This is a genomic window from Paracoccus aminovorans, assembly GCF_001546115.1.
GTDB classification, from domain to species: domain Bacteria; phylum Pseudomonadota; class Alphaproteobacteria; order Rhodobacterales; family Rhodobacteraceae; genus Paracoccus; species Paracoccus aminovorans_B.
In genome coordinates this window covers 1,805,291-1,824,754 of sequence record NZ_KQ955208.1, presented here as the reverse complement: position 1 = coordinate 1,824,754, position 19,464 = coordinate 1,805,291, and the positions used below count along the sequence as shown (strand labels likewise).

At 70.6% G+C, this 19,464-nt stretch carries 19 protein-coding genes and 1 pseudogene; 12 read left to right on the top strand and 8 right to left on the bottom strand.

Annotated features, from left to right (window positions below; genetic code table 11):
• The first annotated feature begins 26 nt into the window (after positions 1 to 26).
• The 3 genes from ASV56_RS09395 to ASV56_RS09385 are packed head-to-tail and all read left to right on the top strand — an operon-like array spanning position 27 to position 3,362.
• Positions 27 to 656 (top strand): paraquat-inducible protein A, encoded by a 630-nt coding sequence (locus ASV56_RS09395; RefSeq protein WP_062562301.1) that lies wholly within the window; start codon positions 27 to 29, stop codon positions 654 to 656.
• Complete coding sequence (locus ASV56_RS09390) at positions 653 to 2,713, top strand: PqiB family protein (protein WP_062561732.1); 2,061 nt, start codon at positions 653 to 655, stop codon at positions 2,711 to 2,713. Before ASV56_RS09395 ends, ASV56_RS09390 begins: the two co-directional genes overlap by 4 nt.
• 1 nt (position 2,714) lies before the next feature.
• A complete protein-coding gene (locus tag ASV56_RS09385) occupies positions 2,715 to 3,362 on the top strand; it encodes a PqiC family protein (RefSeq protein WP_062561731.1) in 648 nt (215 codons plus the stop codon).
• Between the two features lie 92 nt (positions 3,363 to 3,454).
• On the opposite strand, the gene ASV56_RS09380 is transcribed toward ASV56_RS09385, so the two are convergent.
• The 4 genes from ASV56_RS09380 to ASV56_RS09365 form a co-directional block, all read right to left on the bottom strand.
• A complete protein-coding gene (locus ASV56_RS09380) occupies positions 3,455 to 4,003 on the bottom strand; it encodes a flavin reductase FerA (protein ID WP_062561730.1) in 549 nt (182 codons plus the stop codon).
• A 69-nt stretch (positions 4,004 to 4,072) separates the two neighbouring features.
• Complete coding sequence (locus ASV56_RS09375; protein WP_062561729.1) at positions 4,073 to 4,870, bottom strand: 3'(2'),5'-bisphosphate nucleotidase CysQ; 798 nt, start codon at positions 4,868 to 4,870, stop codon at positions 4,073 to 4,075.
• The gene (locus tag ASV56_RS09370; RefSeq protein WP_062561728.1) at positions 4,857 to 6,209 is read right to left on the bottom strand and encodes a TldD/PmbA family protein; all 1,353 of its coding nucleotides are present in this window, start codon (positions 6,207 to 6,209) and stop codon (positions 4,857 to 4,859) included. Before ASV56_RS09370 ends, ASV56_RS09375 begins: the two co-directional genes overlap by 14 nt.
• 92 nt (positions 6,210 to 6,301) lie before the next feature.
• Positions 6,302 to 7,924, bottom strand: coding sequence for a DUF2125 domain-containing protein (locus ASV56_RS09365; RefSeq protein ID WP_062561727.1), 1,623 nt, complete (start codon positions 7,922 to 7,924; stop codon positions 6,302 to 6,304).
• A gap of 81 nt (positions 7,925 to 8,005) precedes the next feature.
• On the opposite strand from ASV56_RS09365, the gene ASV56_RS09360 reads away from it, so the two are divergent.
• Positions 8,006 to 8,623 (top strand): enoyl-CoA hydratase/isomerase family protein, encoded by a 618-nt coding sequence (locus ASV56_RS09360; RefSeq protein WP_062561726.1) that lies wholly within the window; start codon positions 8,006 to 8,008, stop codon positions 8,621 to 8,623.
• 112 nt (positions 8,624 to 8,735) lie between these two features.
• On the opposite strand, the gene ASV56_RS09355 is transcribed toward ASV56_RS09360, so the two are convergent.
• The gene (locus ASV56_RS09355) at positions 8,736 to 9,077 is read right to left on the bottom strand and encodes a DUF2853 family protein (RefSeq protein ID WP_062561725.1); all 342 of its coding nucleotides are present in this window, start codon (positions 9,075 to 9,077) and stop codon (positions 8,736 to 8,738) included.
• Positions 9,078 to 9,292: 215 nt separating this feature from the next.
• On the opposite strand from ASV56_RS09355, the pseudogene ASV56_RS09350 reads away from it, so the two are divergent.
• The 8 genes and pseudogenes from ASV56_RS09350 (at position 9,293) to ASV56_RS09315 (ending at position 16,686) form a co-directional block, all read left to right on the top strand.
• Positions 9,293 to 10,468: pseudogene (locus ASV56_RS09350) on the top strand (NAD(P)/FAD-dependent oxidoreductase).
• Between the two features lie 148 nt (positions 10,469 to 10,616).
• Entirely contained in the window at positions 10,617 to 11,939 is a 1,323-nt protein-coding gene (locus ASV56_RS09345) for a hypothetical protein (protein WP_156429118.1), read from the top strand.
• A 17-nt stretch (positions 11,940 to 11,956) separates the two neighbouring features.
• Positions 11,957 to 12,478, top strand: a complete 522-nt coding sequence (locus ASV56_RS09340) for a DUF2249 domain-containing protein (protein ID WP_062561723.1) — start codon at positions 11,957 to 11,959, stop codon at positions 12,476 to 12,478.
• Positions 12,471 to 12,755 (top strand): metal-sulfur cluster assembly factor, encoded by a 285-nt coding sequence (locus tag ASV56_RS09335; protein ID WP_062561722.1) that lies wholly within the window; start codon positions 12,471 to 12,473, stop codon positions 12,753 to 12,755. Before ASV56_RS09340 ends, ASV56_RS09335 begins: the two co-directional genes overlap by 8 nt.
• A 287-nt stretch (positions 12,756 to 13,042) precedes the next feature.
• On the top strand, positions 13,043 to 14,179 hold the full coding sequence (nirK, locus tag ASV56_RS09330; protein WP_062561721.1) for a copper-containing nitrite reductase: 1,137 nt from the start codon (positions 13,043 to 13,045) through the stop codon (positions 14,177 to 14,179).
• A gap of 63 nt (positions 14,180 to 14,242) precedes the next feature.
• Positions 14,243 to 15,055, top strand: coding sequence for an SUMF1/EgtB/PvdO family nonheme iron enzyme (locus ASV56_RS09325; protein WP_062561720.1), 813 nt, complete (start codon positions 14,243 to 14,245; stop codon positions 15,053 to 15,055).
• Between the two features lie 122 nt (positions 15,056 to 15,177).
• The gene (locus tag ASV56_RS09320; protein ID WP_232419320.1) at positions 15,178 to 15,867 is read left to right on the top strand and encodes a Crp/Fnr family transcriptional regulator; all 690 of its coding nucleotides are present in this window, start codon (positions 15,178 to 15,180) and stop codon (positions 15,865 to 15,867) included.
• A 108-nt stretch (positions 15,868 to 15,975) separates the two neighbouring features.
• Positions 15,976 to 16,686, top strand: a complete 711-nt coding sequence (locus ASV56_RS09315) for a Crp/Fnr family transcriptional regulator (RefSeq protein ID WP_062561719.1) — start codon at positions 15,976 to 15,978, stop codon at positions 16,684 to 16,686.
• Positions 16,687 to 16,719: 33 nt separating this feature from the next.
• Here ASV56_RS09315 and ric read toward each other — a convergent pair whose 3' ends face one another.
• The 3 genes from ric to ASV56_RS09300 are packed head-to-tail and all read right to left on the bottom strand — an operon-like array spanning position 16,720 to position 19,443.
• On the bottom strand, positions 16,720 to 17,385 hold the full coding sequence (ric, locus tag ASV56_RS09310) for an iron-sulfur cluster repair di-iron protein (protein WP_062561718.1): 666 nt from the start codon (positions 17,383 to 17,385) through the stop codon (positions 16,720 to 16,722).
• Positions 17,360 to 17,977 carry a UbiX family flavin prenyltransferase gene (locus ASV56_RS09305; protein ID WP_062561717.1) on the bottom strand — a complete coding sequence of 206 codons (618 nt, stop codon included), beginning with the start codon at positions 17,975 to 17,977 and terminating at the stop codon, positions 17,360 to 17,362. The genes ric and ASV56_RS09305 overlap by 26 nt, the downstream gene beginning before the upstream one ends.
• Positions 17,974 to 19,443 (bottom strand): UbiD family decarboxylase, encoded by a 1,470-nt coding sequence (locus ASV56_RS09300; RefSeq protein WP_062562300.1) that lies wholly within the window; start codon positions 19,441 to 19,443, stop codon positions 17,974 to 17,976. Before ASV56_RS09300 ends, ASV56_RS09305 begins: the two co-directional genes overlap by 4 nt.
• Positions 19,444 to 19,464 lie beyond the last annotated feature (21 nt).

The following is a 19,464-nucleotide window of genomic DNA, read 5'->3' as shown; positions in this document are numbered from 1 at the left end:
CGGGCCAGGACCAGCATGCCCCGGTGATGACCGCGCACCGCGCCGGGCTGGCCGGCTGCCGCGGCTGCGGCCGGGTCTGGCCGGAATCCGAGACCATTTGCGCCCGCTGCGGCGGCGCGCTGGTGCCGCCCGACCGGCGCTGCCTGAACGCGGTCTGGGCCTGGTTGGCCGCAGGGCTGATCTTCTATGTCCCGGCGAACCTGTTCCCGATGCTCAAGACCTCGGTCTTCGGCGGGCTCAGGGGCAGCAGCGAATCCACCATCCTGGGCGGCGTGGTCGAGCTGATCCATTATGGCAACTACTGGGTCGCGGCGGTGATCTTCGTCGCCTCGATCGTGGTGCCGCTGGGCAAGTTCATCGCCATCAGCTGGCTGGCGCTGGTCGCGGGCCGGCCGGCGACGGTCAGGCAGGCGCACAAGCGGCTGGTGCTCTACGAGATCGTCGAATTCATCGGCCGCTGGTCGATGATCGACGTCTTCGTGGTCGCGATCCTGTCGGCCCTGGTGCAGCTGGGCTTCGTCGCCTCGATCCATCCCGGGCCGGCCGCGGTGTCCTTCGCGCTGTCGGTTGCCTTCACCATGCTTTCCGCGCAAAGCTTCGACCCTCGACTGATCTGGCGCGGCCTGCCGCTGCGCAGCCGCAAGGACCCGGAATGACGGATACGCCGCCGCCCAAGGATGCCCCCCTGAAACCCGCCGAACCTGCCCGCAAGCCCGCCGCCCGCGCGGTCCGTGCCGGGCTGCCGCTGATCTGGCTGGTGCCGATCATCGCGCTGGTCGTCACCCTGGGCGTCGGCTGGAACATGATCGCCGGCCGCGGCACGCTGATCTCGGTCGCCTTCAAGGACGCGACCGGCATCACCCCCGGCGAAACCGCGCTGAAATTCCGCGAGATCACCGTGGGCAAGGTCGAATCCGTGCGCTTCACCGAAGACCTGCAACAGGTCAAGGTCGAGATGCGGGTCGACAAGGATCTGGCCCCCTATATCGACAAGGACGCGCAGTTCTGGATCGTGCGGCCGCAGGTCTCGGCCCAGGGCATCTCGCGGCTCGACACCGTGCTGACCGGCTCTTTCGTCGAGGGCTACTGGGACGACAAGGTCGACCAGCCGCAGACCGCGTTCAAGGGCCTCGACAAGCCGCCGCTGACCAGCTTCGGCGAAAAGGGCACCTGGATCGTGCTTTCCGCCGAGCGCTCGCGCGGGATGACCGAGGGCGCGCCGGTGCTGTTCCGCGGCCTGCCGGTCGGGCAGATGCAGAACCTGCGCCTGGCCGAGAACGACGAGGGCGTGCTGACCGATGTCTTCATCGCCGCACCCTATGACAAGCTCTTGACCACGCGGACGGTGTTCTGGGACACCTCGGGCTTCTCGGTCTCGCTGGGGGCGCAGGGGCTGTCGCTGAACGTGAACTCGCTGGCCTCGGTGCTGCAGGGCGGGGCGGAATTCGCCACGCTGAACTCGGGCGGCGCACCGGTCGAGGACGGCCATGTCTTTTCATTGCAGCCCGATCAGGCCTCGGCCGAGGCCAATCTCTTCGACGACCAGGGCCAGGCGCTGCGCCTGACCATGCTGGTCGATGAATCGGTCAGCGGGCTGGAAACCGGCGCCAACGTCCAGTTCATGGGCCTGACCGTCGGCCGCGTCACCAGCTTCGCGGCGCGCACGGTCAAGGACGACCAGGGCCAGGACCATGTGGAACAGGAGGTCACGCTGGCCCTGACCCCCGAGCGCCTGGGCCTGCCGGCGGGCTCGACGCCCGAACAGGCGCTGGACTTCATCGAGGGCCAGGTGCGCCAGGGCCTGCGCGCCCGCCTGGCCAGCGCCGGCTTCTTCGGCACCTCGCTGGAGGTCGAGCTGGTCGCGCTGCCCGACGCCGCGCCGGCGGAACTGGACCGCGACGCGCAGCCGAACCCGGTCATCCCCTCGGCGCCAGGCGACATCTCGGATTTCACCGGCACGGCGCAGGGCTTCCTGGCCCGGGTCGGCAACCTGCCGATCGAGGAGGTGCTGAAATCCGCCAGCGACATGATGAACTCGGTCACCGCCATCGCCAGCAGCGAGGACACCCGCGCCATCCCCGCCGCGCTGCGCGGCACGCTGGAGAACGCCGGCTCCGCCGCCGATGAGATCAGGAGCGCCACCGCCGAGCTGCGCGAATCCGGCGCCCTGACCCAGATCCGCGGCATGGTGGACGAAGCCCAGGCCGCGGCCGAGGCGGTCAAGCTCGCCGCCGCCGACGTGCCGCAGATGGTCGATCAGATCGACGCCGCCGCCGCCAAGATCGAGGCGGTGGACTTCGCCGCCATCGGCACCGAGGCCGAGGGCATCCTCCGGGACGTCCGCGCGCTTCTGGGCACCGAGGATGCCGAGCAGCTGCCGAAGAACCTGTCCGAGACGCTGAAATCCGCCACCGGCCTTCTGAACGACCTGCGCGACGGCAATGCGGCGGGCAGCCTGAACACGGCGCTGGCCTCGGCCAGCACGGCGGCGCAGGATGTCTCGGACGCGGCCAAGCGCCTGCCGCAGCTCTCGGCCCGGCTCGAAACGCTGGCGGCGCGCGCCGACGCGGTGCTGGCGGCCTATGGCGACCGCTCGAGCTTCAACACCGAGACCATCAACCTGATGCGCGAGATGCGCCGCGCCGCCAATGCCTTCGGCAGCCTCGCGCGCACCATCGAGCGCAACCCGCAAGCCTTCATCCTGGGACGATAAGATGCGCCTGATCCTTGCCGCCGCCGCCTGCCTCGCCCTAACCGCCTGTTCGAACGGCGAAAAGACCGCCCGCTACCTGATCGACCCGCCGGACAGCGGCCAGCGCGTGGCTGACCGGCTGGGCACGGCGGAACTCAAGGACGTGTCGCTGCCGGAATATGCCGCGAGCGACGAGGTCAGCTGGCAGACGGCGGACGGCGCCGTGCGCTCGAACACGAAACAGCTCTGGGCCGACGATCCGCAGCGCGCCTTCACGCTGACGCTGGCGCGGACGATCTCGGACCTGTCGGGCGCGACGGTGATCGCCGAACCCTGGCCGCTGTCGGAACCGCCGCGCCGCACGCTGGAGGTGCGGGTGGAAAAGGCGCTGGCCCTGGCCGACGGAACCTATCGCCTGTCGGGCCGCTATTTCGTCGGTGATGCCACCGCCGGCGGCGCCAACCAGGCGCGCAGCTTCGACATCAGCATCCCCCTGGCCGATGCAGGCCCAGCCGCCGTCGCACGCGCGCAATCCCAGGCCATCGCGCAGCTGGCCGGCCAGATCGCCACGCTCTCGGGTCCGGGCCGGTCGATCCGCACCAGCAGCGCGCCCGTGCCCCGCATCGACGACATCTTCTCGCAGCCGCTGCCGCCGCTGGAAGGCAGCTGATCGCCTTCACCGTTTCGAAAATACTCCGGGGGAACGTCTTGCGTGCCCCATCGAGGGGCGCGCAAGACGTGGGGGCAGAGCCCCCTTGCGCCTCAACCGCTCTGGTCGGGCTCGAACTGCCCGAAGCGCCCGGCGGCAAAGACCAGCGGATGGTCGCCCGGCCCCGCCACCGTCACCCGCAGCACCCGGCCGATCAGCACGGAATGGTCGCCCGCCTCATGCGCGGCATGGCCGGCGCAATCGAAACGCGCCGCGACCCCCGGCATCACCGGCACGCCCTCGGGGGTCAGCACCGGCTCCAGCCCCTGGAACTGCCGCCCGCCCTTCGTGAAGCGCAGGCAGGTTTCCAGCTGCTCCGAGCCCAGCACATGCACCGACCAATGCGCCGCCTGCGCGAAGACATCGTGCCGGGTCGAGGCCCGCGCCGGGCACCACATCACCAGTGGCGGCTCCAGCGAAACGCTGGCGAAACTGTTCACGGTCATGCCCACCGGCCCCAGCGAGCCGGCGGTGGTGACGACGGTGACGCCGGTCGCATAGCGGCCCAGCGCCTCGCGCAGCAGCCGGGCCTCGGCATTGGCGGGCTGGAAGGTGATCTCGTCGGCCAGCCGGTCGCGGGCTGCGGGGGGAAGGCGGCTCATGACTGGCCCTATCTGCGGGATAAGGCCGTCAGGCCCTTGCCCTCTTCTTAGCCGCGACGCGGCATGGCATCAAGTTGGCTCGCCTGACGCGGCAAACGGCGTCATGGCGCGCAGCATCGCGCCATGCAGCGCCGGCCCGGCCACCACCAGCCCCGGCGTCAGGGCCTGGGGCGTGTTGAAGCGCATCGGCGCCCCGGCCAGGTCGCTGACCTGGCAGCCGGCGGCTTGCGCGATCAGGCTGCCGGCGGCCACGTCCCATTCCCAAGCCGGCCGCACCGACAGCGTCGCATCGAACTGCCCGTCCGCCACCAGGCAGAAGCGCCAGGCAAGCGAGGGCCGGAACACCCGGCGCAGCGGCGGCGCCACGCCGCGCCAGTGCCGCGGGTCGAGGCCGGGCTTGCCGGTCAGCACCCGCGCGTCCTGAAAACCGTGGCTCGAGGCCGTGATCGGCCGGCCGTCGCGCAGGGCCGGCCCACCCTCGGCAGCGGCATAGGTCACGCCCATCGCCGGCAGATGCACCACGCCCGCCACCACACGCCCGGCCCGCGCCACGGCCAGCGAGACCGAAAAGCCCTGCTGCCCGTCGATGAAGGCGCGGGTGCCGTCGATCGGATCGACGATGAAGCAATGCTCGGCCGCCAGCCGCTCGGGCGTATCGGCGCTTTCCTCGCTGAGCCAGCCGTAATCCGGTCGCGCCTTGCGCAGCACGGCCTCCAGATGGGCGTTGACCGCCAGGTCGGCCTCGGTCACCGGGCCGGCGCCCCCGGGCTTGTCCCAGACCTGCGGCGCCTGCCGCCAGAAGCGCAGCGCGATTTCGCCGGCCTCGACGGCGGCCTGCTCCAGCAGCGCCAGATCACGCGCCGGCAAGGGTCATGCCTTCGACCAGCAGGCTGGGCACCCGCATGCCGCGCCAGTCCGGCAGGTCACTCGCCGCCGTCAGTCGCAACAGCATGTCGCGCAGGTTGCCGGCGATGGTGCATTCGTTGACCGGATAGGCGATCTCGCCATTCTCGACCCAGAAGCCGCCGGCGCCGCGCGAATAATCCCCGGTGGTGCCGTTGATCGAGGCGCCCAGCATCGAGGTCACCAGCAGCCCGCGTCCCATCTCGCGGATCAGCGCGTCGCGGGTCTGGTCGCCCGGCGTCAGCTCCAGGTTCGTGACCCCGGGCGAGGGCGGGCTGCCGGCGCCGCGCATGGCATTGGCGGTCGAGGGCATCCCGAGCTTGCGCCCCGTCGCCAGGTCCAGCGTCCAGCCCTGCAACACGCCGTCCCTGACCAGCAGGCGCGGCGCGGTGGCCAGCCCCTCGGCATCGAAGACGCGCGAGCTGCCGTGGCGCGGCAGATGCGGGTTCTCCAAGAGGTCGAAGCCCTTGGGCAGCACCTGCTCGCCCAGGGCGTCGCGCAGCCAGCTGCCGCCGCGGGCGATGGCAGCCCCGTTCGCGGCGCCGACCAGATGGCCGATCAGCCCGCCCGCCACGCGCTCATCGTAAAGGATCGGGAAGGCGCCGGTCGGCGGTTTGCGCGCGCCGCGCCGCGCCACCGTGCGCTCGGCCGCGAGCCGGCCGATCTCTTCGGGCGCGGGCATGTCGGCGGCATGGACCCGGCTTTCCCCGGCCCAGTCGCGCTCCATTCCCAGGCCCTCGCCGGTGATGACCACGGCGGAAAGCCCATGGCCGCTGCGGCCGTAGCCGGCGGAGAAGCCGTTCGAGCCGGAAATCCACATCCGCCGCCGCGAATGGTTGGCGCTGGCGGATTCGATCTGCGACACGCCCTCGACCGCCAGCGCGGCGGCCTCGGCGCGCAGCGCCAGATCCTGCAGCACCTCGGGGCTGGGCTCGGGCCCGGAGTCGAAGAGTTCCAGCCGGCTGCTGTCGGTGTCGCGGGTCAGCTGGCCGGGCTCGGCCAGGCCCAGGGTGTCGTCGACCGGCGCCTCGCGCGCCATGGCGACGGCGCGGGCCGCCATCTCGGCAATGGTCCGCTCGGAACGGTCCGAGGCCGAGACGCAGGCCTGCCGTCCGCCGATCAGCACGCGCAGCCCGATCTCGACGCCTTCGGCGCGCTCGGCATGTTCCAGCCGGCCGCCGCGCACGTCGACCGAAACCGCCGCCGCCTCCAGCGCCACGGCATCGGCCTGGTCGGCGCCGGCCTGCCGGGCGGCCGAGAGCAGCCGGTCGGTCAGCGCCTGAAGCTGCGAGAATTCGGACATGCGTTCACCCTTCATATGTGCCGGGGGCCGGGACGACTTGTCCGGCCCCCGCAATTCCGTCCCGAGACGCGGCCCAAGCGCCGCGCCGCCGCTTACTTCATCTGCTGGCCGTTGACGAAGATCGAGCCGCCTTCCTTGAACTCGACCTTGCTGACCAGCTTGTCCTCGCCCTCGGCCTCGGGCTTGGCGAACATGGCCAGCATCATGCGATAGCCCATGATCTGGTCCTCGGGGATCAGGCCCATGGTGCCCAGCTTGTCGATCAGCCCGTTCAGCCCCTCGGCATGGGCGTCGATCTGGCCGATGGGCGCGGTCATGTCGCCGTTTTCCGGCGCCTTCAGCGCACCCTCGGCGGTGACCTTGGCGCCCAGCGCGTTCAGCGCGAACTGGTTGATCGCCAGGTCGACCGGGGCAAAGGGCTGGTCGGCCGCGGCATCCGCTTCGGCGTCAGCCTCGGCGGTGGCCTCGGCACCGTCGGCGGGGGCGGCATCCGCCATGCCCTCGGCGGTGGCATCGTCGGTCGCATCGGCCGGGGCGGTCGCATCATCGGCTGCGGCGTCATCCGCGGCGGTCTGGTCGAACAGATCCTGGGTCACCTTGGCGGTGCCGGTCACGTCCACATCCAGCGAGGCCGGGTCGCGCGGCAGCTGGCCCTGGGCGTCGAACAGGTTCCAGATCGCATCGCCCAGCGTCAGCCCGGCCAGCGAATAGGCGAACTTGAACGGCTGCGCCTCATCGGACTGCATCACCGGCATCTGCAGGTCGAAGCTGCCGCTTTCGATGGCATAGTTGATCGGGAAGGGCACGTCGCTGGTGGTCAGCTCGAAACGGCCCGCGTCCGAACCGGCCTGATAGGACATGCCGTCCTGCGACAGCGCGAAGCTCAGGTCGAAGCCCTGGCCGTCGTATTTGCCGGCGCCGGTCTGCGGCTGGCCCTCGTCGCCGGTGCCGGCGAAGTCGAAGCTGGCGGCCAGCGCGCCGGCCTTCACGGTGCCGCTCATGGCCAGCCCGGCCTTCAGCGCAGCGTTCATGTCCTCTTCCGGCTTCGCACCCTGCGGCAGCGCCATCTCGCCCGAGATCTCGGCCCCGTCCAGCGTGCCGTCGAACTTGACCTTCTCGCCCTCGGACTCGGGGATGTCGCCGCTGAAGGTGATCTGGCCGGATTTCATCGCATAGTCGTATTTCGCCGGCGCGCCGGCGACGACATGGAAGGTGCCGGTGGAATCGGCCAGGCCCAGCTTGATCGGCAGCGGCTTTTCCTTGTCGCCCGATTTCATCGTGGTCAGCGTCAGGTCGATCTGCGGATAGTCGAATTCATGCGTCATGTCCTCGGCCGCGCCCGAGGTCACGATCTTGTTGCCCGGCATGGCGACGGCAAAGGGCACCTCATAGGCCTCGCCGGCCTCGGTCTTGCCGGTGGCAAGCCCGGTCATCGTGTCGGCGAAGACCGTCGTGACCTTGCCGTCGTCGCCGGTCAGCGCGATCTGCGGCACGGTCATGCTGACGCGGCCATCCTCGGGGCCGCCGGTGATCACGACATCCGAAAGCGTCAGCGTCTCGCCGGCGGTGTCCTGCTTGCCGGGGGTGACGGTATAGCCCATCGACTGGTAGTAATCGATCCAGGACTGCCAGACCTGGTCCGGGGTCACATCGGCGAAAGCCGGCGCGGTCATCGCGGCCAGTGCCAGCGCAGAGCTTGTCAGTCGCAGGTTCATGTCATTACCTTCCGGCGAGTATGCATAAGAAACGTCTGCGGGGTTTTGCCACAGCCGGCGGGCGGCTCCAAGGAGGGATTGATGATCGCAAGGGAATTCGCCGGCGGAATCGGCCGCATCACCATCGCGCGGCCGGACAAGGCCAATTCGCTGACCGCCGAAATGCTGCAGGCGCTGACCGAAGGTTTCGAGGCGCTGGCCGCCGAGCCGGGCCTGCGCGCGGTGATCCTGACCGGCGCCGGCAAGGTGTTCTCGGCCGGCGCCGACCTCGAGGCCGCGCGCGCCGGCCTCGCGCTGTCGCCGGAATGGGAGCGGCTGTCGTCCCGCATCGCCGCGATGCCCTGCCTGACCATCGCGGCGCTGAACGGCACCGTGGCCGGCGGCGCCATGGGCATGGTGCTGGCCTGCGACCTGCGGCTGGCGGTGCCGGATGCGAAATTCTTCTATCCCGTCATGCGCTTGGGTTTCCTGCCCCAGCCCAGCGATCCGGTGCGGCTGCGCGCGCTGGTCGGCCCGTCGCGGGCCCGCATGATCCTGATGGCCGGGCAGAAGATCCCGGCCGACGAGGCGCTGGCTTGGGGGCTGGTCGACCGGCTCGTCGCGCCCGAGGCCCTGCTGGCCGAGGCCGAGGCGCTGGCCGGCGACGTGCTGGCCGCCAGCGCCGAGCAGGTCGCGGCGATCAAGCGCATGCTGAACTGAACGCGCGCAGCCCCGCGGCGCGCGCGCTTTGCGCCGCAGGGCCGCGCCACGGTCAAATGCGCGTGATCTGCGACCCTGGGTCGCAGTCGGCCCTCAGGATCGGGCGCCCGGATCAGGCATAGGCGGCCTGTTTGCCGAAATGCGTGCACAGCATGTAATAGATCACCGCACGATATTTGTTGCGGTTGGAACTGCCGTATTGCGCCACCACGTCCTGGATCGCCGCCATCAGCTCGGGCCCATCGGGCAGGCCCAGCTTCTTGACCAGGTAATTGGCCTTGATGCGCTCCAGTTCCGACTTGTCCGAAGCCGCCACGGTCTCGGCATCGGCGTCATAGATCGAGGGGCCGCAGCCGATCACCACCTTGGCCAGCAGATCGGCATCGGCCGAAACGCCCAGCTTGTCCTTCAGATCGGCGGCATATTTGGCGATCAGGTCGTCGCGTTTGCTCATGCTCTGTCCCTTCCGGATTTGTCCCTGTGCCCGAAAGCCTAGCGCGAGACTGATAAATATCAACTGAAACCCTGCGTTTGCATCCGGTGCCCCATGATCGGCAGCCCTGGGGCGCAGGCGCGACGGCATCAGCCGAAAACGGCGCGCGCTGTGTTAAAAACGCCGCGGCATCCCTGTAGAAGACAGCCAGACAACGCAGGATACAGGAGAAGGGCATGCCCGGGATCGCGGATTTCATTGTCATCGGCGGCGGCATCGCCGGCGTCTCGGTGGCCTATGAGCTGTTGCCGCATGGCAGCGTGATCGTGCTGGAGCAGGAAAGCGCGCTTGGCTATCACGCGACCGGCCGCTCTGCCGCCGTCATGACCGAAAACTACGGCACCCCGATCTGGAGCCGGCTGGTCAGCGCCAGCCGCGGCTTCCTGGAAAACCCGCCCGAGGGCTTTGCCACCGCGCCGCTGCTGACCGACCGGGGCGCGCTGTTCCTGGCCCAGGCGCATGAGACCGGGCTGCTTCAGGCGCAATATGACGCTCTGGTGGCGCGCGGCGCGCGCGTCGAGCTGGTCCCGGCCGCCGATGCGCTGCGCTGGTGCGAGGTGCTGCGGCCCGAGACATTCGCCGCCGCCATGCATGAGCCCGACTGCAAGGACATCGACACCAACGAGCTGATGATGGGCTATCGGCGCGGTATCCGCGCGGCGGGCGGCGTGATCGCGACCGGCGCCCGCGTCACCGCGATCCGCCGCGACGCGGGCGGCTGGCAGGTCGACACGACCGCGGGCGCGTTCCAGGGCGGCACCATCGTCAACGCGGCCGGCGGCTGGGCCCAGCAGGTGGCAGGCATGGCCGGCCTCGGTCATCGCAACGTCCTGCCCTTCCGCCGCACCGCCGTCACCTTCGACGCGGCGGCCGGCAGCAACCTGCACCGCTGGCCGATGACCTTCGACCTGGCCGAGACCTTCTATTTCAAGCCCGAGGCCGGCCGGGTCATGGTCTCGCCCGTGGACATGGCGCAAACCGTGCCCTGCGACGCCTAGGCCGACGAGCTGGAGGTCGCGCTCGCCATCGACCGGATCGAGACCTTCACCACCATGAAGGTGCCGCGCATCTCGCATAAATGGGGCGGGCTGCGCACCTTTGCGCCCGACCACGAGCCGGTGATCGGCGCCGATCCGCAGGACGCGCGCTTCACCTGGCTGGCCGGCCAGGGCGGCAACGGGGTCATGGCCTGCGCCGCCGCGGCCCGGCTCGCGGCCGCGCTCGCGACCGGCCAGGGCGTGCCCGCCGATCTCGCCGCGCTCGGCATCACCGAAGGGGCGGTCTCGCCCGGCCGCGACTGCGTCATCGACCGCACGGCCAAGGATGTGCCGGTCGGAACGCTCGGCGGGTGACAGACGGGCGGCGAACCTCTGAACCGGACCGCGCGCCCGCATCCGGCGCAGCCACGGCAGCCGATCACAACCGCGGCCTGTTTGACCAAAAGCAAGGAAGCCCGCCCCGGATCCTGTATCGTGACCGGATCAATTCGGAGGGGCGGCGATGCCGGGGAAACATCTCTCGCGCTGGACATTGGCCTGGTTCGGCTCGGCCCTGCTGGCCCTGCTGGCGGCCTGCGGGCTTGGCCTGCTGGGGGTGGCGGGGCCGGGCGCATGGACCGGCGGCAACGGCCTGGCCCTGGTGCATGTCTTTGCGCTTGGCTGGCTTTGCCAAGTCATGATGGGCGCGCTGGTCCAGTTCGTGCCGGTGCTGGCGGCGCGGCCGCTGGCCCTGCCCATGCTGGCGCTGCCGGCGCTGCTGGTCTCGTCGGCGGGTACCGTGGCGCTGGCGCTGGGTTTCCTGGTGCTGGAGGGCCGCGAAGCGCTGCAGCCGCTGTTTCTGGCCGCACCGGCAGCGATCGGACTGGGGTTCGCGATGGTCGCGGCGATGGTCGGCGCCACGCTGTCCAGCCGCGACAGCCTGCGCCTGGCCGAGGTCAGGATGGTGCTGCTGGCGCTGCTCGCCCTGGCCGGGCTGTGGCTCAGCGGCGCCATGATGGTCCTGACGCTTTCGGGCCGCGACCCCGCCGTGGACCTGTCCCAAGCCCTGCCGCTGCACATGCTCCTGGGCATCGGCGGCTGGCTGAGCCTGGCGGCCTTCGGGGTCAGCTACAAGCTCTTCGCCATGTTCCTGATCGCCCCCGATCAGGGCGGGCGGCTGCGCGGCGCGGTGTTCCTCGCCGCCGCCCTGCTTGTCGCGGTGCTGCTGGCCGCGTTCCTGATGGTGCTGGCCGGCCGCCCGGCCGAAGGGGCCACGACCGTCGCCCTTGGGCTGATCCCCGTCCTGATCCTGCTCTACCTCGCCGAGATCGCCCGGATCTGGCGCAGCCGACGCCGCGTCGCACCCGAGGTCAACATGCTGTGGAGCCGGGCGGCGCTGGCCTTCCTGGGCTTTGCCATGGCGCTCTCCGTGCCGGGATGGCTCCTGGGCGGGCCCTGGGCCGAGGCGGCGGTCTTTGCCGCGCTGGTCGGCTGGCTCTCCACGCTGACCCTGGCGCAGCTGGTCAAGATCGTCGGCTTCCTGACCTGGATCCAGGTCTTTGCCCCGCGGATCGGGCGCCAGCCGGTGCCGATGGTGCAAAAGCTGATCGACGCCAAGGCGGCGACGCTCTGCCTGGCGCTGTGGTCCGCCGGCACGCTGGCCGGCTGCCTGGCGCTGCTGGCTGCCAGCCCGGCCGGCTTTCGGCTTGCGGCCGCGCTGCTGAGCCTTGCCGCGCTGGGGATCGTGCGCGAGCTGATCGCGGTCCGCCACCTGTCGCATCTGGCGGCCGAGGAACGCCCGGCGCCCCTGCCGCCCCTGATCCTTCCCCTGCTTCAGCCTCGATAACGCGCGGAGTCCAGACCATGACACAGCCCCTTGAGTTCGACGTCCGCCCGATCATGCAAAGCGGCGACGACCCGTTCGGCGCCATCATGGCCGCCGTCGACGCGCTGTCTCCCGGCCAGGCGCTGCGCCTGCTGGCCCCGTTCCGGCCGATGCCGCTGTTCACCGTCATGGCCAATCGCGGCTTCGGCTTCAGCGACCGCCAGCGCGCGGACGGCGTCTGGGAGGTGCTGTTCACCCCTGTCGCCGACGCTCCCGATGCGGCGGGCATGGCGCCCGGATCGACCCCGACCGCCGGCTTCTGGCCCGATGCGGTCTGCGAGCTGGACCTGACCGGGCTGATGCCGCCCGAGCCGATGGTGCGCATCCTGGAGGAAATCACCCGGCTGGCCCCGGGCGAGGTGCTGTTCGCGCTTCTGGACCGCGAGCCGATGTTCCTGTTCCCCGAACTGGCGCATCGCGGCCATGAATGGGCGGGGAATTTCGCCAGTTCCGGCCAGGCCTACCGGCTTCTGGTGCGGGCGGGGGCGCAGGATGACTGACCGGTTGCCCGAGTTGCGCCAGGCCTTGCGCGGCGTGCTCGACCCGGAAACCGGGCGCGACCTGATCGCCATGGGCATGATCTATGACCTGCGGCACGAGGCGGGCACCGTGCATGTCACCATGACCACCACCACGCGCGGCTGCCCGCTGACCGAAATGCTGCGCATGGGCGTGCAGGCGGCGCTGCTGTCGGTGCCCGGCATTGCGGCAGTCGAGGTCACGCTGACCTGGGAGCCGCCCTGGTCCCCCGACCGCATGGAGCCGCCGGCGCCCTGATCCGGCCCCTTTCGACCGTCCCCAGCAGACCACCGCCGGCATCCCGGCCGCAGCCGCGCTGCGGCCGTCTTGATTCGACCAGGGCGGGCCTCCGCGGCCGGATCGGCCTTTCTTCCCGGCGCCGGCGCGGAAATCGTTCCGCTCTTTGCGCTGCCGCAAGCAAGGGGCGGTTTTCCCCGATCCTGCTTGATGCGGCTCAACGACGGCGGGCTCACGGCTCGGTTACTATTTCCTCGGCGGACCAAAGAACCGTCCCGACACCAAGCCACGAGCGAAAGGAACCTGTCATGACCTCCCTCTCCATCAGCCGACGCACCATCCTGGCCGGCGCGGCCATCGCCGGAGCCATGACCCAGGTCCGCCAGGCGGTGGCCGAGACCAAGGAGGTGCTGACCCCCGCCGCCGCGACCGACATCGCCAGCCTGCCGCGCCAGAAGGTGAAGCTGGTCGATCCGCCCTTCGTGCACGAGCACGAACAGGTCGCGACCGGCGGCCCCAAGGTGGTCGAGTTCGAGATGACCATCGGCGAGAAGAAGATCACGCTCGACGACAGCGGCGCGACCTATTGGGCCTCGACCTTCAACGGCACGGTGCCGGGCCCGCTGATGGTGGTGCACGAGGGCGATTACGTCGAACTGACGCTGATCAACCCCGAAACCAACGAGCTGATGCACAACATCGACTTCCACAGCGCGACCGGCGCGCTTGGCGGTGGCGGCCTGACCCAGGTGAACCCGGGCGAGAAATGCGTGCTGCGCTTCAAGGCCACGAAGCCGGGCGTCTTCGTCTATCACTGCGCGCCTCCGGGCATGGTGGCCTTCCACGTCGTCTCGGGCATGAACGGCGCGATCATGGTGCTGCCGCGCGAGGGGCTGAAGGGTCCCGACGGCGAGGCGGTGACCTATGACAAGGTCTATTACGTCGGCGAGCAGGACTTCTATGTGCCGCGCGACGAGGCCGGCAACTGGAAGAGCTACGACACCCCCGGCGAAAGCTACGAGGACGTCGTAGCCGTCATGCGCAGCCTGACGCCGACGCATGTGGTCTTCAACGGCGCCGTCGGCGCGCTGACCGGCGACAATGCGATGAAGGCGAAGGTCGGCGAGACCGTGGCCTTCGTCCACTCCCAGGCGAACCGCGACACCCGGCCGCACCTGATCGGCGGCCACGGCAACTATGTTTGGGCCACCGGCAAGTTCAACAACCCGCCCGAGCGCGGGCTTGAGACCTGGTTCATCCCGGGCGGCACGGCGGGCCTGATGGTCTATACCTTCGAGCAGCCGGGCGTCTACGCCTATGTGAACCACAACCTGATCGAAGCCTTCGAACTGGGCGCCGCCGCGCATGTGGTGGTCGAGGGGAACTGGAACGACGACCTGATGAAGCAGGTGGTCGCTCCCAGCCCGATCGGGTCGGGCGTCTAAGCCCGGTCCGGCCCGCCGCGCGGGGGACGTGCGCGGCGGGCGCCTTTTCCAGGGGATACCACCATGCATTTCGCCGAGCTGCTTGTCGCCAGCACCACCGTCGCCGTCGCCGGGATCCTGCACCTGGCCGGGCCCGACCGGGCGCCCTCGGTCGACATCCCGGCCCTGGTGCGGCTGGAGCCGGCGCCGTTCCAGCACCGGCTGGACGGCGATTGGCAGCGCAAGGGCCTGCCCGTCGATGCGCCGATGGCCACGGTCGCGATGCCGGCGCCGGTCGAGGTGATGGCGACCCAGGTCAGCAACCGGCAATGGAACGCCTGCGTCGAGGCCGGCGCCTGCGCGCCGCTGGTGCAGCCGGGCGCCCGGCCGGACCTGCCGGTGGTGGGCGTGAACTGGTATGACGCCCAGGCCTATGCCGCCTGGCTGTCGGACCGGACCGGCGCCACCTGGCGCCTGCCCACCGACGTCGAATGGGCCCATGCCGCCGCCGAGCTGTTCCGCGACGACGCGCTGGGGGTCGAGAGCGACCCGACGAATCCCGCCGTGCTGTGGCTGGCCGAATATGCCGCCGAATCCGCGCGCAGCCGCGAACTGGACCGCGAGATCCGCCCGGTCGGGCAGCTGAACGTCAATTCGCTGGGCATCCACGACATCGGCGGCGCGGTCTGGGAATGGACCTCGACCTGCCTGCGCCAGGGCGAGATCGACGATCAGGGCGCCATCCTGCGTGAAAGCGAAAGCTGCGGCATTTATATCGCCGAGGGGCTGCACCGCGCCGCCATCGTCGATTTCGTGCGCGACCCGAAATCGGGCGGCTGCTCGGTCGGCGTGCCGCCTGCCAACCTGGGCCTGCGCCTGGTGCGCGAAACGGGCTGACGCGGCATGGGGGATGCGACACGGGGGCCTGCGACACGAGGGCCTGCGACACGGGGGATGCTTTGCTTTCACCCGCTTTTGCGGCACTCAGGGGAGGACCCCTTGCTGGAGGCGACCCCGTGGTGATCGACATTTCCCATGTGCGCAACCTGCCGCTGTTTCGCCATATGGAGCCGGCGGCCCTGACGCGGCTGATGGCGCGGGCAACGCCGCAGCGCTTTCCGCAAGGCGCGATCGTCTTCGAACAGGGCGCCGAGGCGGTGGCCTTCTACGTGCTGCTGCACGGGCGGCTGAAGGTCAGCCAGGTCACGGCAGACGGCCAGCAGGTCATGGTGCGCGTGGTCCATCCCGGCGACCTGTTCGGCTTTGCCCGGGCGCTGACCCGCAACGACTATCCGGGCACCGCCAAGGCCGCCATGGATTCGCTGGTCATCTCCTGGCCGATGACGGATTGGGACGCGGTGGTCGAGGGCCACCCGCGCCTGGCCATGAACGCCATGCAGGCCATCGGCCAGCGCCTGGACGAGGCCCATACCCGCCTGCGCGAAATGTCCACGCAGGAGGTCGAGCGCCGCGTCGCCCATGCCGTGCTGCGCCTGGCCGAAAAGGCCGGCTGCGTCGAGGAAGCGGGCACCCGCATCGACTTTCCGATCTCGCGCCAGGACATCGCCGAGATGACCGGCACCACGCTGCACACCGTCTCGCGGCTGCTCTCGGCCTGGGAAAGCCGCGGCCTGGTCGAGGGCGGCCGGCAGAAGCTGATGGTCACCGATGCCGAGGGGCTGGCCCGGATCGCCGACCCCGAGGACTGAGCGCCATGCCGTGATCCCGGCGGACAGCCCCCGTCAAGGCGCGGCCCGGCCGGGTCCGCGCCCATCCGAAACGCGGGCCGACCCCGGCCCCTGTCCGAAAGGCCCGCCATGACGCGCCGGATCCTGACCCCGCTGCACCGCCGGATCGCCGGCGAATCGCGGCTGTTCGCCGGCCTGCCGCCGGGCATGGCCGAGCGGCTCCTGGATGCCTCCCGGGTCCGGCGGCTGACGCGCGGGCAGGCGCTGTTCCATCACGGCGACATTGCCCAGGCCATCCACATCATGGCCGAGGGCTGGGTGAAACTCTATCGCATCGCTCCGAACGGGACCGAGGCCGTGGTCGGCGTCATGACCCGCGGCCAGAGCTTCGGCGAGCCCATCGCCCTGCGCCGCGCCGCCTATCCGGTCGCCGCCGAGGCGACCACGGATTGCGAGGTGGTGGCGGTGCCGGCGCAGGCCTTCCTGAACCTGCTGCAGGCCCATCCCGAGGCGGCGATCTCGGTCCTGTCGGCGACCTTCCTGCATCTGCAGAGGCTGGTCGAGCAGATCGAGCAGCTCAAGGCCCGCTCGGGCGCGCAGCGGGTGGCGGAATTCCTGCTGGACCTGTGCCCGCCCGATGCCGAAAGCGCCACGGTGATGCTGCCCTATGACAAGGCGCTGATCGCCGGCCGGTTGGGCATGAAGCCCGAAAGCCTGAGCCGCAGCTTTGCCCGGCTGCGCAAATGCGGGGTGCGAATCGACCAGGCCAGCGCGGTCATCGACTCGGTTCCCCAGCTGCGCGGGCTGGCGCATGACGACGGCCCGGGCCGCGCGCCTTAGGCGGCGGGCGACCGGGGCCGCCTGCCCGATCCGTCAGGCGGCAAGGGCGCGCGGGAAAAGCACCGTCTCCTCCAGGTGGATATGCGCGACGACATCGTCGCAGAGCTTGCGCAGCCCGGTATAGAGCGCGGTCCAGGACCCGCAGGCGCCCTCGGGCAGGGTCAGGCCGTGGGTCACATGCTCGATGCGGCGCAGCAGGTCCGAGGTCACGGCATGCTCTTCGGCCATCACCCGCACCGGCTCGGCCAGCACGGCGCCGGCGCCTTGCAGCATGGCCGGGAACAGCAGGTTTTCCTCTTTCGACATATGCGTCTCGAGGTCGTCGCGCAGCGCCAGCAGGATATCGGTCAGGCCCAGCGGCGCCTCGTCATGGTCGCCGTGCACCGTCTCGACCCGGTTGGCGAGCTGCACGAGGAAGTTCATCTCCTCGCGGTGGGTGGCGTGATAGCGGTCGAGGATATGGGCGATCAGCTCGGGCGTGGCCTGCGGCGCGTCCCGGCCGGCGCGGTCGATCAGCGCCTGCAATGCGGCGGTCAGCGCGGCCAGGTCCAGCCCGGCCTTGGCGGCGGCATCGGCCAGGCTCAGCGCGCCGCCGCAGCAAAAGCTGATGTCGGCGTCGCGAAAGATCTGGGCGGCGCCGGGCAGCCGGGCGGCGATGTCGCGCACGGTGGTTTCAGGCGCAAGCAGGGGGTCGGTCATCGGGATTCTCCGGTTGGTCGGGGGTTGGGGCGGTTTCCGGCATCCAGGCCTGCGCCTGCGGCGCGGCCAGATGCAGAAGGTCGACGGCGCGGGCGGCGATCTGGGCGGTCGCCTGCGCCAGCGTGGTGTGATGCAGATAGAAGGCCGGGACCGGCGGCAGCACCGTCGCGCCCATCTCGGTCACCGCCTGCATGTTCTTCAGATGCGCCAGCGTCAGCGGCGCCTCGCGCGCCAGCAGGACCAGCGGCCGGCGCTCTTTCAGCTGCACGCCGGCGGCGCGGGTCAGCAGGTTGTCGTCGAACCCGTGCGCAATGGAGGCCAGGCTGCGCATCGAGCAGGGCGCGACGATCATCCCCGCCACCGGGCAGGAGCCCGAGGCGATGGAGGCACCCAGGTCGCCCAGCGGATGCCGGCGGGCGGCCAGGGCCGCAAGCGCCGCCTCAGCATCGGGCCCGACCTCCTCGGCCAGCGTGCGCGCGGCCATGGCGGACAGCACCAGGTCGATCTCCACCCCGGCCTGGACCAGCGCCCGCGCGCAATCCAGGGCCAGCGCCGCGCCGGATGCGCCGGAGACGCCCAGCACCACCCTCATGGCAGGATCTCCGCCAGCAGCGCCTCGGCCCGGGCCTCGTGCGCGGGGTCGAGGTGCATCTCGCGGCCCCAGTCCCGGCTGGTCTCGGTGCCGATCTTGGTGGTGGCGTCGATGCCGATCTTGCCCGCCAGCCCCTCCAGCGGCGAGGCGAAGTCGAGATAATCCATCGGCGTGCGGTCCAGCAGCATGACGTCGCGGCCCGGGTCCATCCGGGTCGAAATCGCCCAGGCGATGTCGTCCCAGTTGCGGATGTCCAGATCGCCGTCCACCACCACGATCATCTTGGTATAGCTGAACTGCGGCAGCATCCCCCACAGCGCCATCATCACCCGCCGGGCCTGGCCGGGATAGCGCTTGTCGATCCGGACCACCGCCATGCGATAGGAGCAGGCGGCGGCGGGCAGCCACAGGTCCTGCACCTCGGGGATCTGCGCCCGGATCACCGGCAGCGCGAGATCGTTGAACACTTCGCCGATGACCGAGGGCTCGTCCGGCGGTCGGCCGGTCACGGTGGACAGGTAAAGCGGGTTGTCGCGGCAGGTGATGGCGCTGACCCGCAGCACCGGAAAGGGTTCGACGGCGTTGTAATAGCCGGTATGATCGCCGAACGGCCCTTCGGGCGCGGTCTCGCCGGGGTGGACCCAGCCCTCGACCACGATCTCGGCCCGGGCAGGCACCATCAGCGGCACCGAGCGCGCGGGCACCAGCTCGGTCCGCGCGCCGCGCAGCACGCCCGAAAATCCCAGCTCCGACACGGTTTCCGGCAGCGGCAGCGCCGCCGCCAGCAAAAGCGCCGCGTCCGCGCCCAGCGCGATTGCCACCGGCATCGGCTCGCCCGCGCGCAGCCAGCCGCGGTGATGCGCCGCGCCGCCGCGATGGGCGAGCCAGCGCAGGATCAGCCGGTCCGGCCCCAGCACCTGGGCGCGATAGACGCCGAGGTTATAGCGCGACAGATCCGCTGCCGCGCTGTCCCGCGGCCGGGTCATCACCACCGGCCAGGTGATGAGCGGCCCGCCGTCCTCGGGCCAGGGCACCTGCACCGGCAGGGCGTGCAGGCCCGGCAGTTCCGCCGCCTGCACCGGCGCGTGGCGCAGGATCCGCGGCCGGGCCCGCAGCGCCGCCCGAAGCGCCGGCCAATGCGACAGCGCATCGCGCAGGCCGGCCGGCGGCGCGGGGCTGCGCAGGCTGGCCAGGAAAGCGCCGAAGGCGGGGATCTGGTCGATCTCCAGCCCCAGCCCGGCCGCCACGCGGGCCTTGGTCCCGAACAGGTTGGCGATCACCGGCATGCGCGGCCCGTCATGCGCCTCGAAGCGCAGCGCCGGACCGCCCCGGCGCAGGACCGCCAGCTGCACGGCCGTCATCTCGTGGCGCAGCGACACCGGGCTCGCGACCCGCGCCAACTCGCCCCGCTCGCCCAGGTCGGCAAGAAAGGCCCGCAGATCGGGAAACACGGGCAGGCGGCGCATCATCGGCTCCAGAGGCATCAG

What these genes read in the sequence shown, in the direction of transcription:
- ASV56_RS09395 (WP_062562301.1), top strand. Translation starts at nt 27, where the DNA reads ATGACCGCGCACCGCGCCGGGCTGGCCGGCTGCCGCGGCTGCGGCCGG.
- ASV56_RS09390 (WP_062561732.1), top strand. Translation starts at nt 653, where the DNA reads ATGACGGATACGCCGCCGCCCAAGGATGCCCCCCTGAAACCCGCCGAA.
- ASV56_RS09385 (WP_062561731.1), top strand. Translation starts at nt 2,715, where the DNA reads ATGCGCCTGATCCTTGCCGCCGCCGCCTGCCTCGCCCTAACCGCCTGT.
- ASV56_RS09380 (WP_062561730.1), bottom strand. Translation starts at nt 4,003, where the DNA reads ATGAGCCGCCTTCCCCCCGCAGCCCGCGACCGGCTGGCCGACGAGATC.
- ASV56_RS09370 (WP_062561728.1), bottom strand. Translation starts at nt 6,209, where the DNA reads ATGTCCGAATTCTCGCAGCTTCAGGCGCTGACCGACCGGCTGCTCTCG.
- ASV56_RS09365 (WP_062561727.1), bottom strand. Translation starts at nt 7,924, where the DNA reads ATGAACCTGCGACTGACAAGCTCTGCGCTGGCACTGGCCGCGATGACC.
- ASV56_RS09360 (WP_062561726.1), top strand. Translation starts at nt 8,006, where the DNA reads ATGATCGCAAGGGAATTCGCCGGCGGAATCGGCCGCATCACCATCGCG.
- ASV56_RS09355 (WP_062561725.1), bottom strand. Translation starts at nt 9,077, where the DNA reads ATGAGCAAACGCGACGACCTGATCGCCAAATATGCCGCCGATCTGAAG.
- ASV56_RS09345 (WP_156429118.1), top strand. Translation starts at nt 10,617, where the DNA reads ATGCCGGGGAAACATCTCTCGCGCTGGACATTGGCCTGGTTCGGCTCG.
- ASV56_RS09340 (WP_062561723.1), top strand. Translation starts at nt 11,957, where the DNA reads ATGACACAGCCCCTTGAGTTCGACGTCCGCCCGATCATGCAAAGCGGC.
- ASV56_RS09335 (WP_062561722.1), top strand. Translation starts at nt 12,471, where the DNA reads ATGACTGACCGGTTGCCCGAGTTGCGCCAGGCCTTGCGCGGCGTGCTC.
- nirK (WP_062561721.1), top strand. Translation starts at nt 13,043, where the DNA reads ATGACCTCCCTCTCCATCAGCCGACGCACCATCCTGGCCGGCGCGGCC.
- ASV56_RS09325 (WP_062561720.1), top strand. Translation starts at nt 14,243, where the DNA reads ATGCATTTCGCCGAGCTGCTTGTCGCCAGCACCACCGTCGCCGTCGCC.
- ASV56_RS09315 (WP_062561719.1), top strand. Translation starts at nt 15,976, where the DNA reads ATGACGCGCCGGATCCTGACCCCGCTGCACCGCCGGATCGCCGGCGAA.
- ric (WP_062561718.1), bottom strand. Translation starts at nt 17,385, where the DNA reads ATGACCGACCCCCTGCTTGCGCCTGAAACCACCGTGCGCGACATCGCC.
- ASV56_RS09305 (WP_062561717.1), bottom strand. Translation starts at nt 17,977, where the DNA reads ATGAGGGTGGTGCTGGGCGTCTCCGGCGCATCCGGCGCGGCGCTGGCC.
- ASV56_RS09300 (WP_062562300.1), bottom strand. Translation starts at nt 19,443, where the DNA reads ATGCGCCGCCTGCCCGTGTTTCCCGATCTGCGGGCCTTTCTTGCCGAC.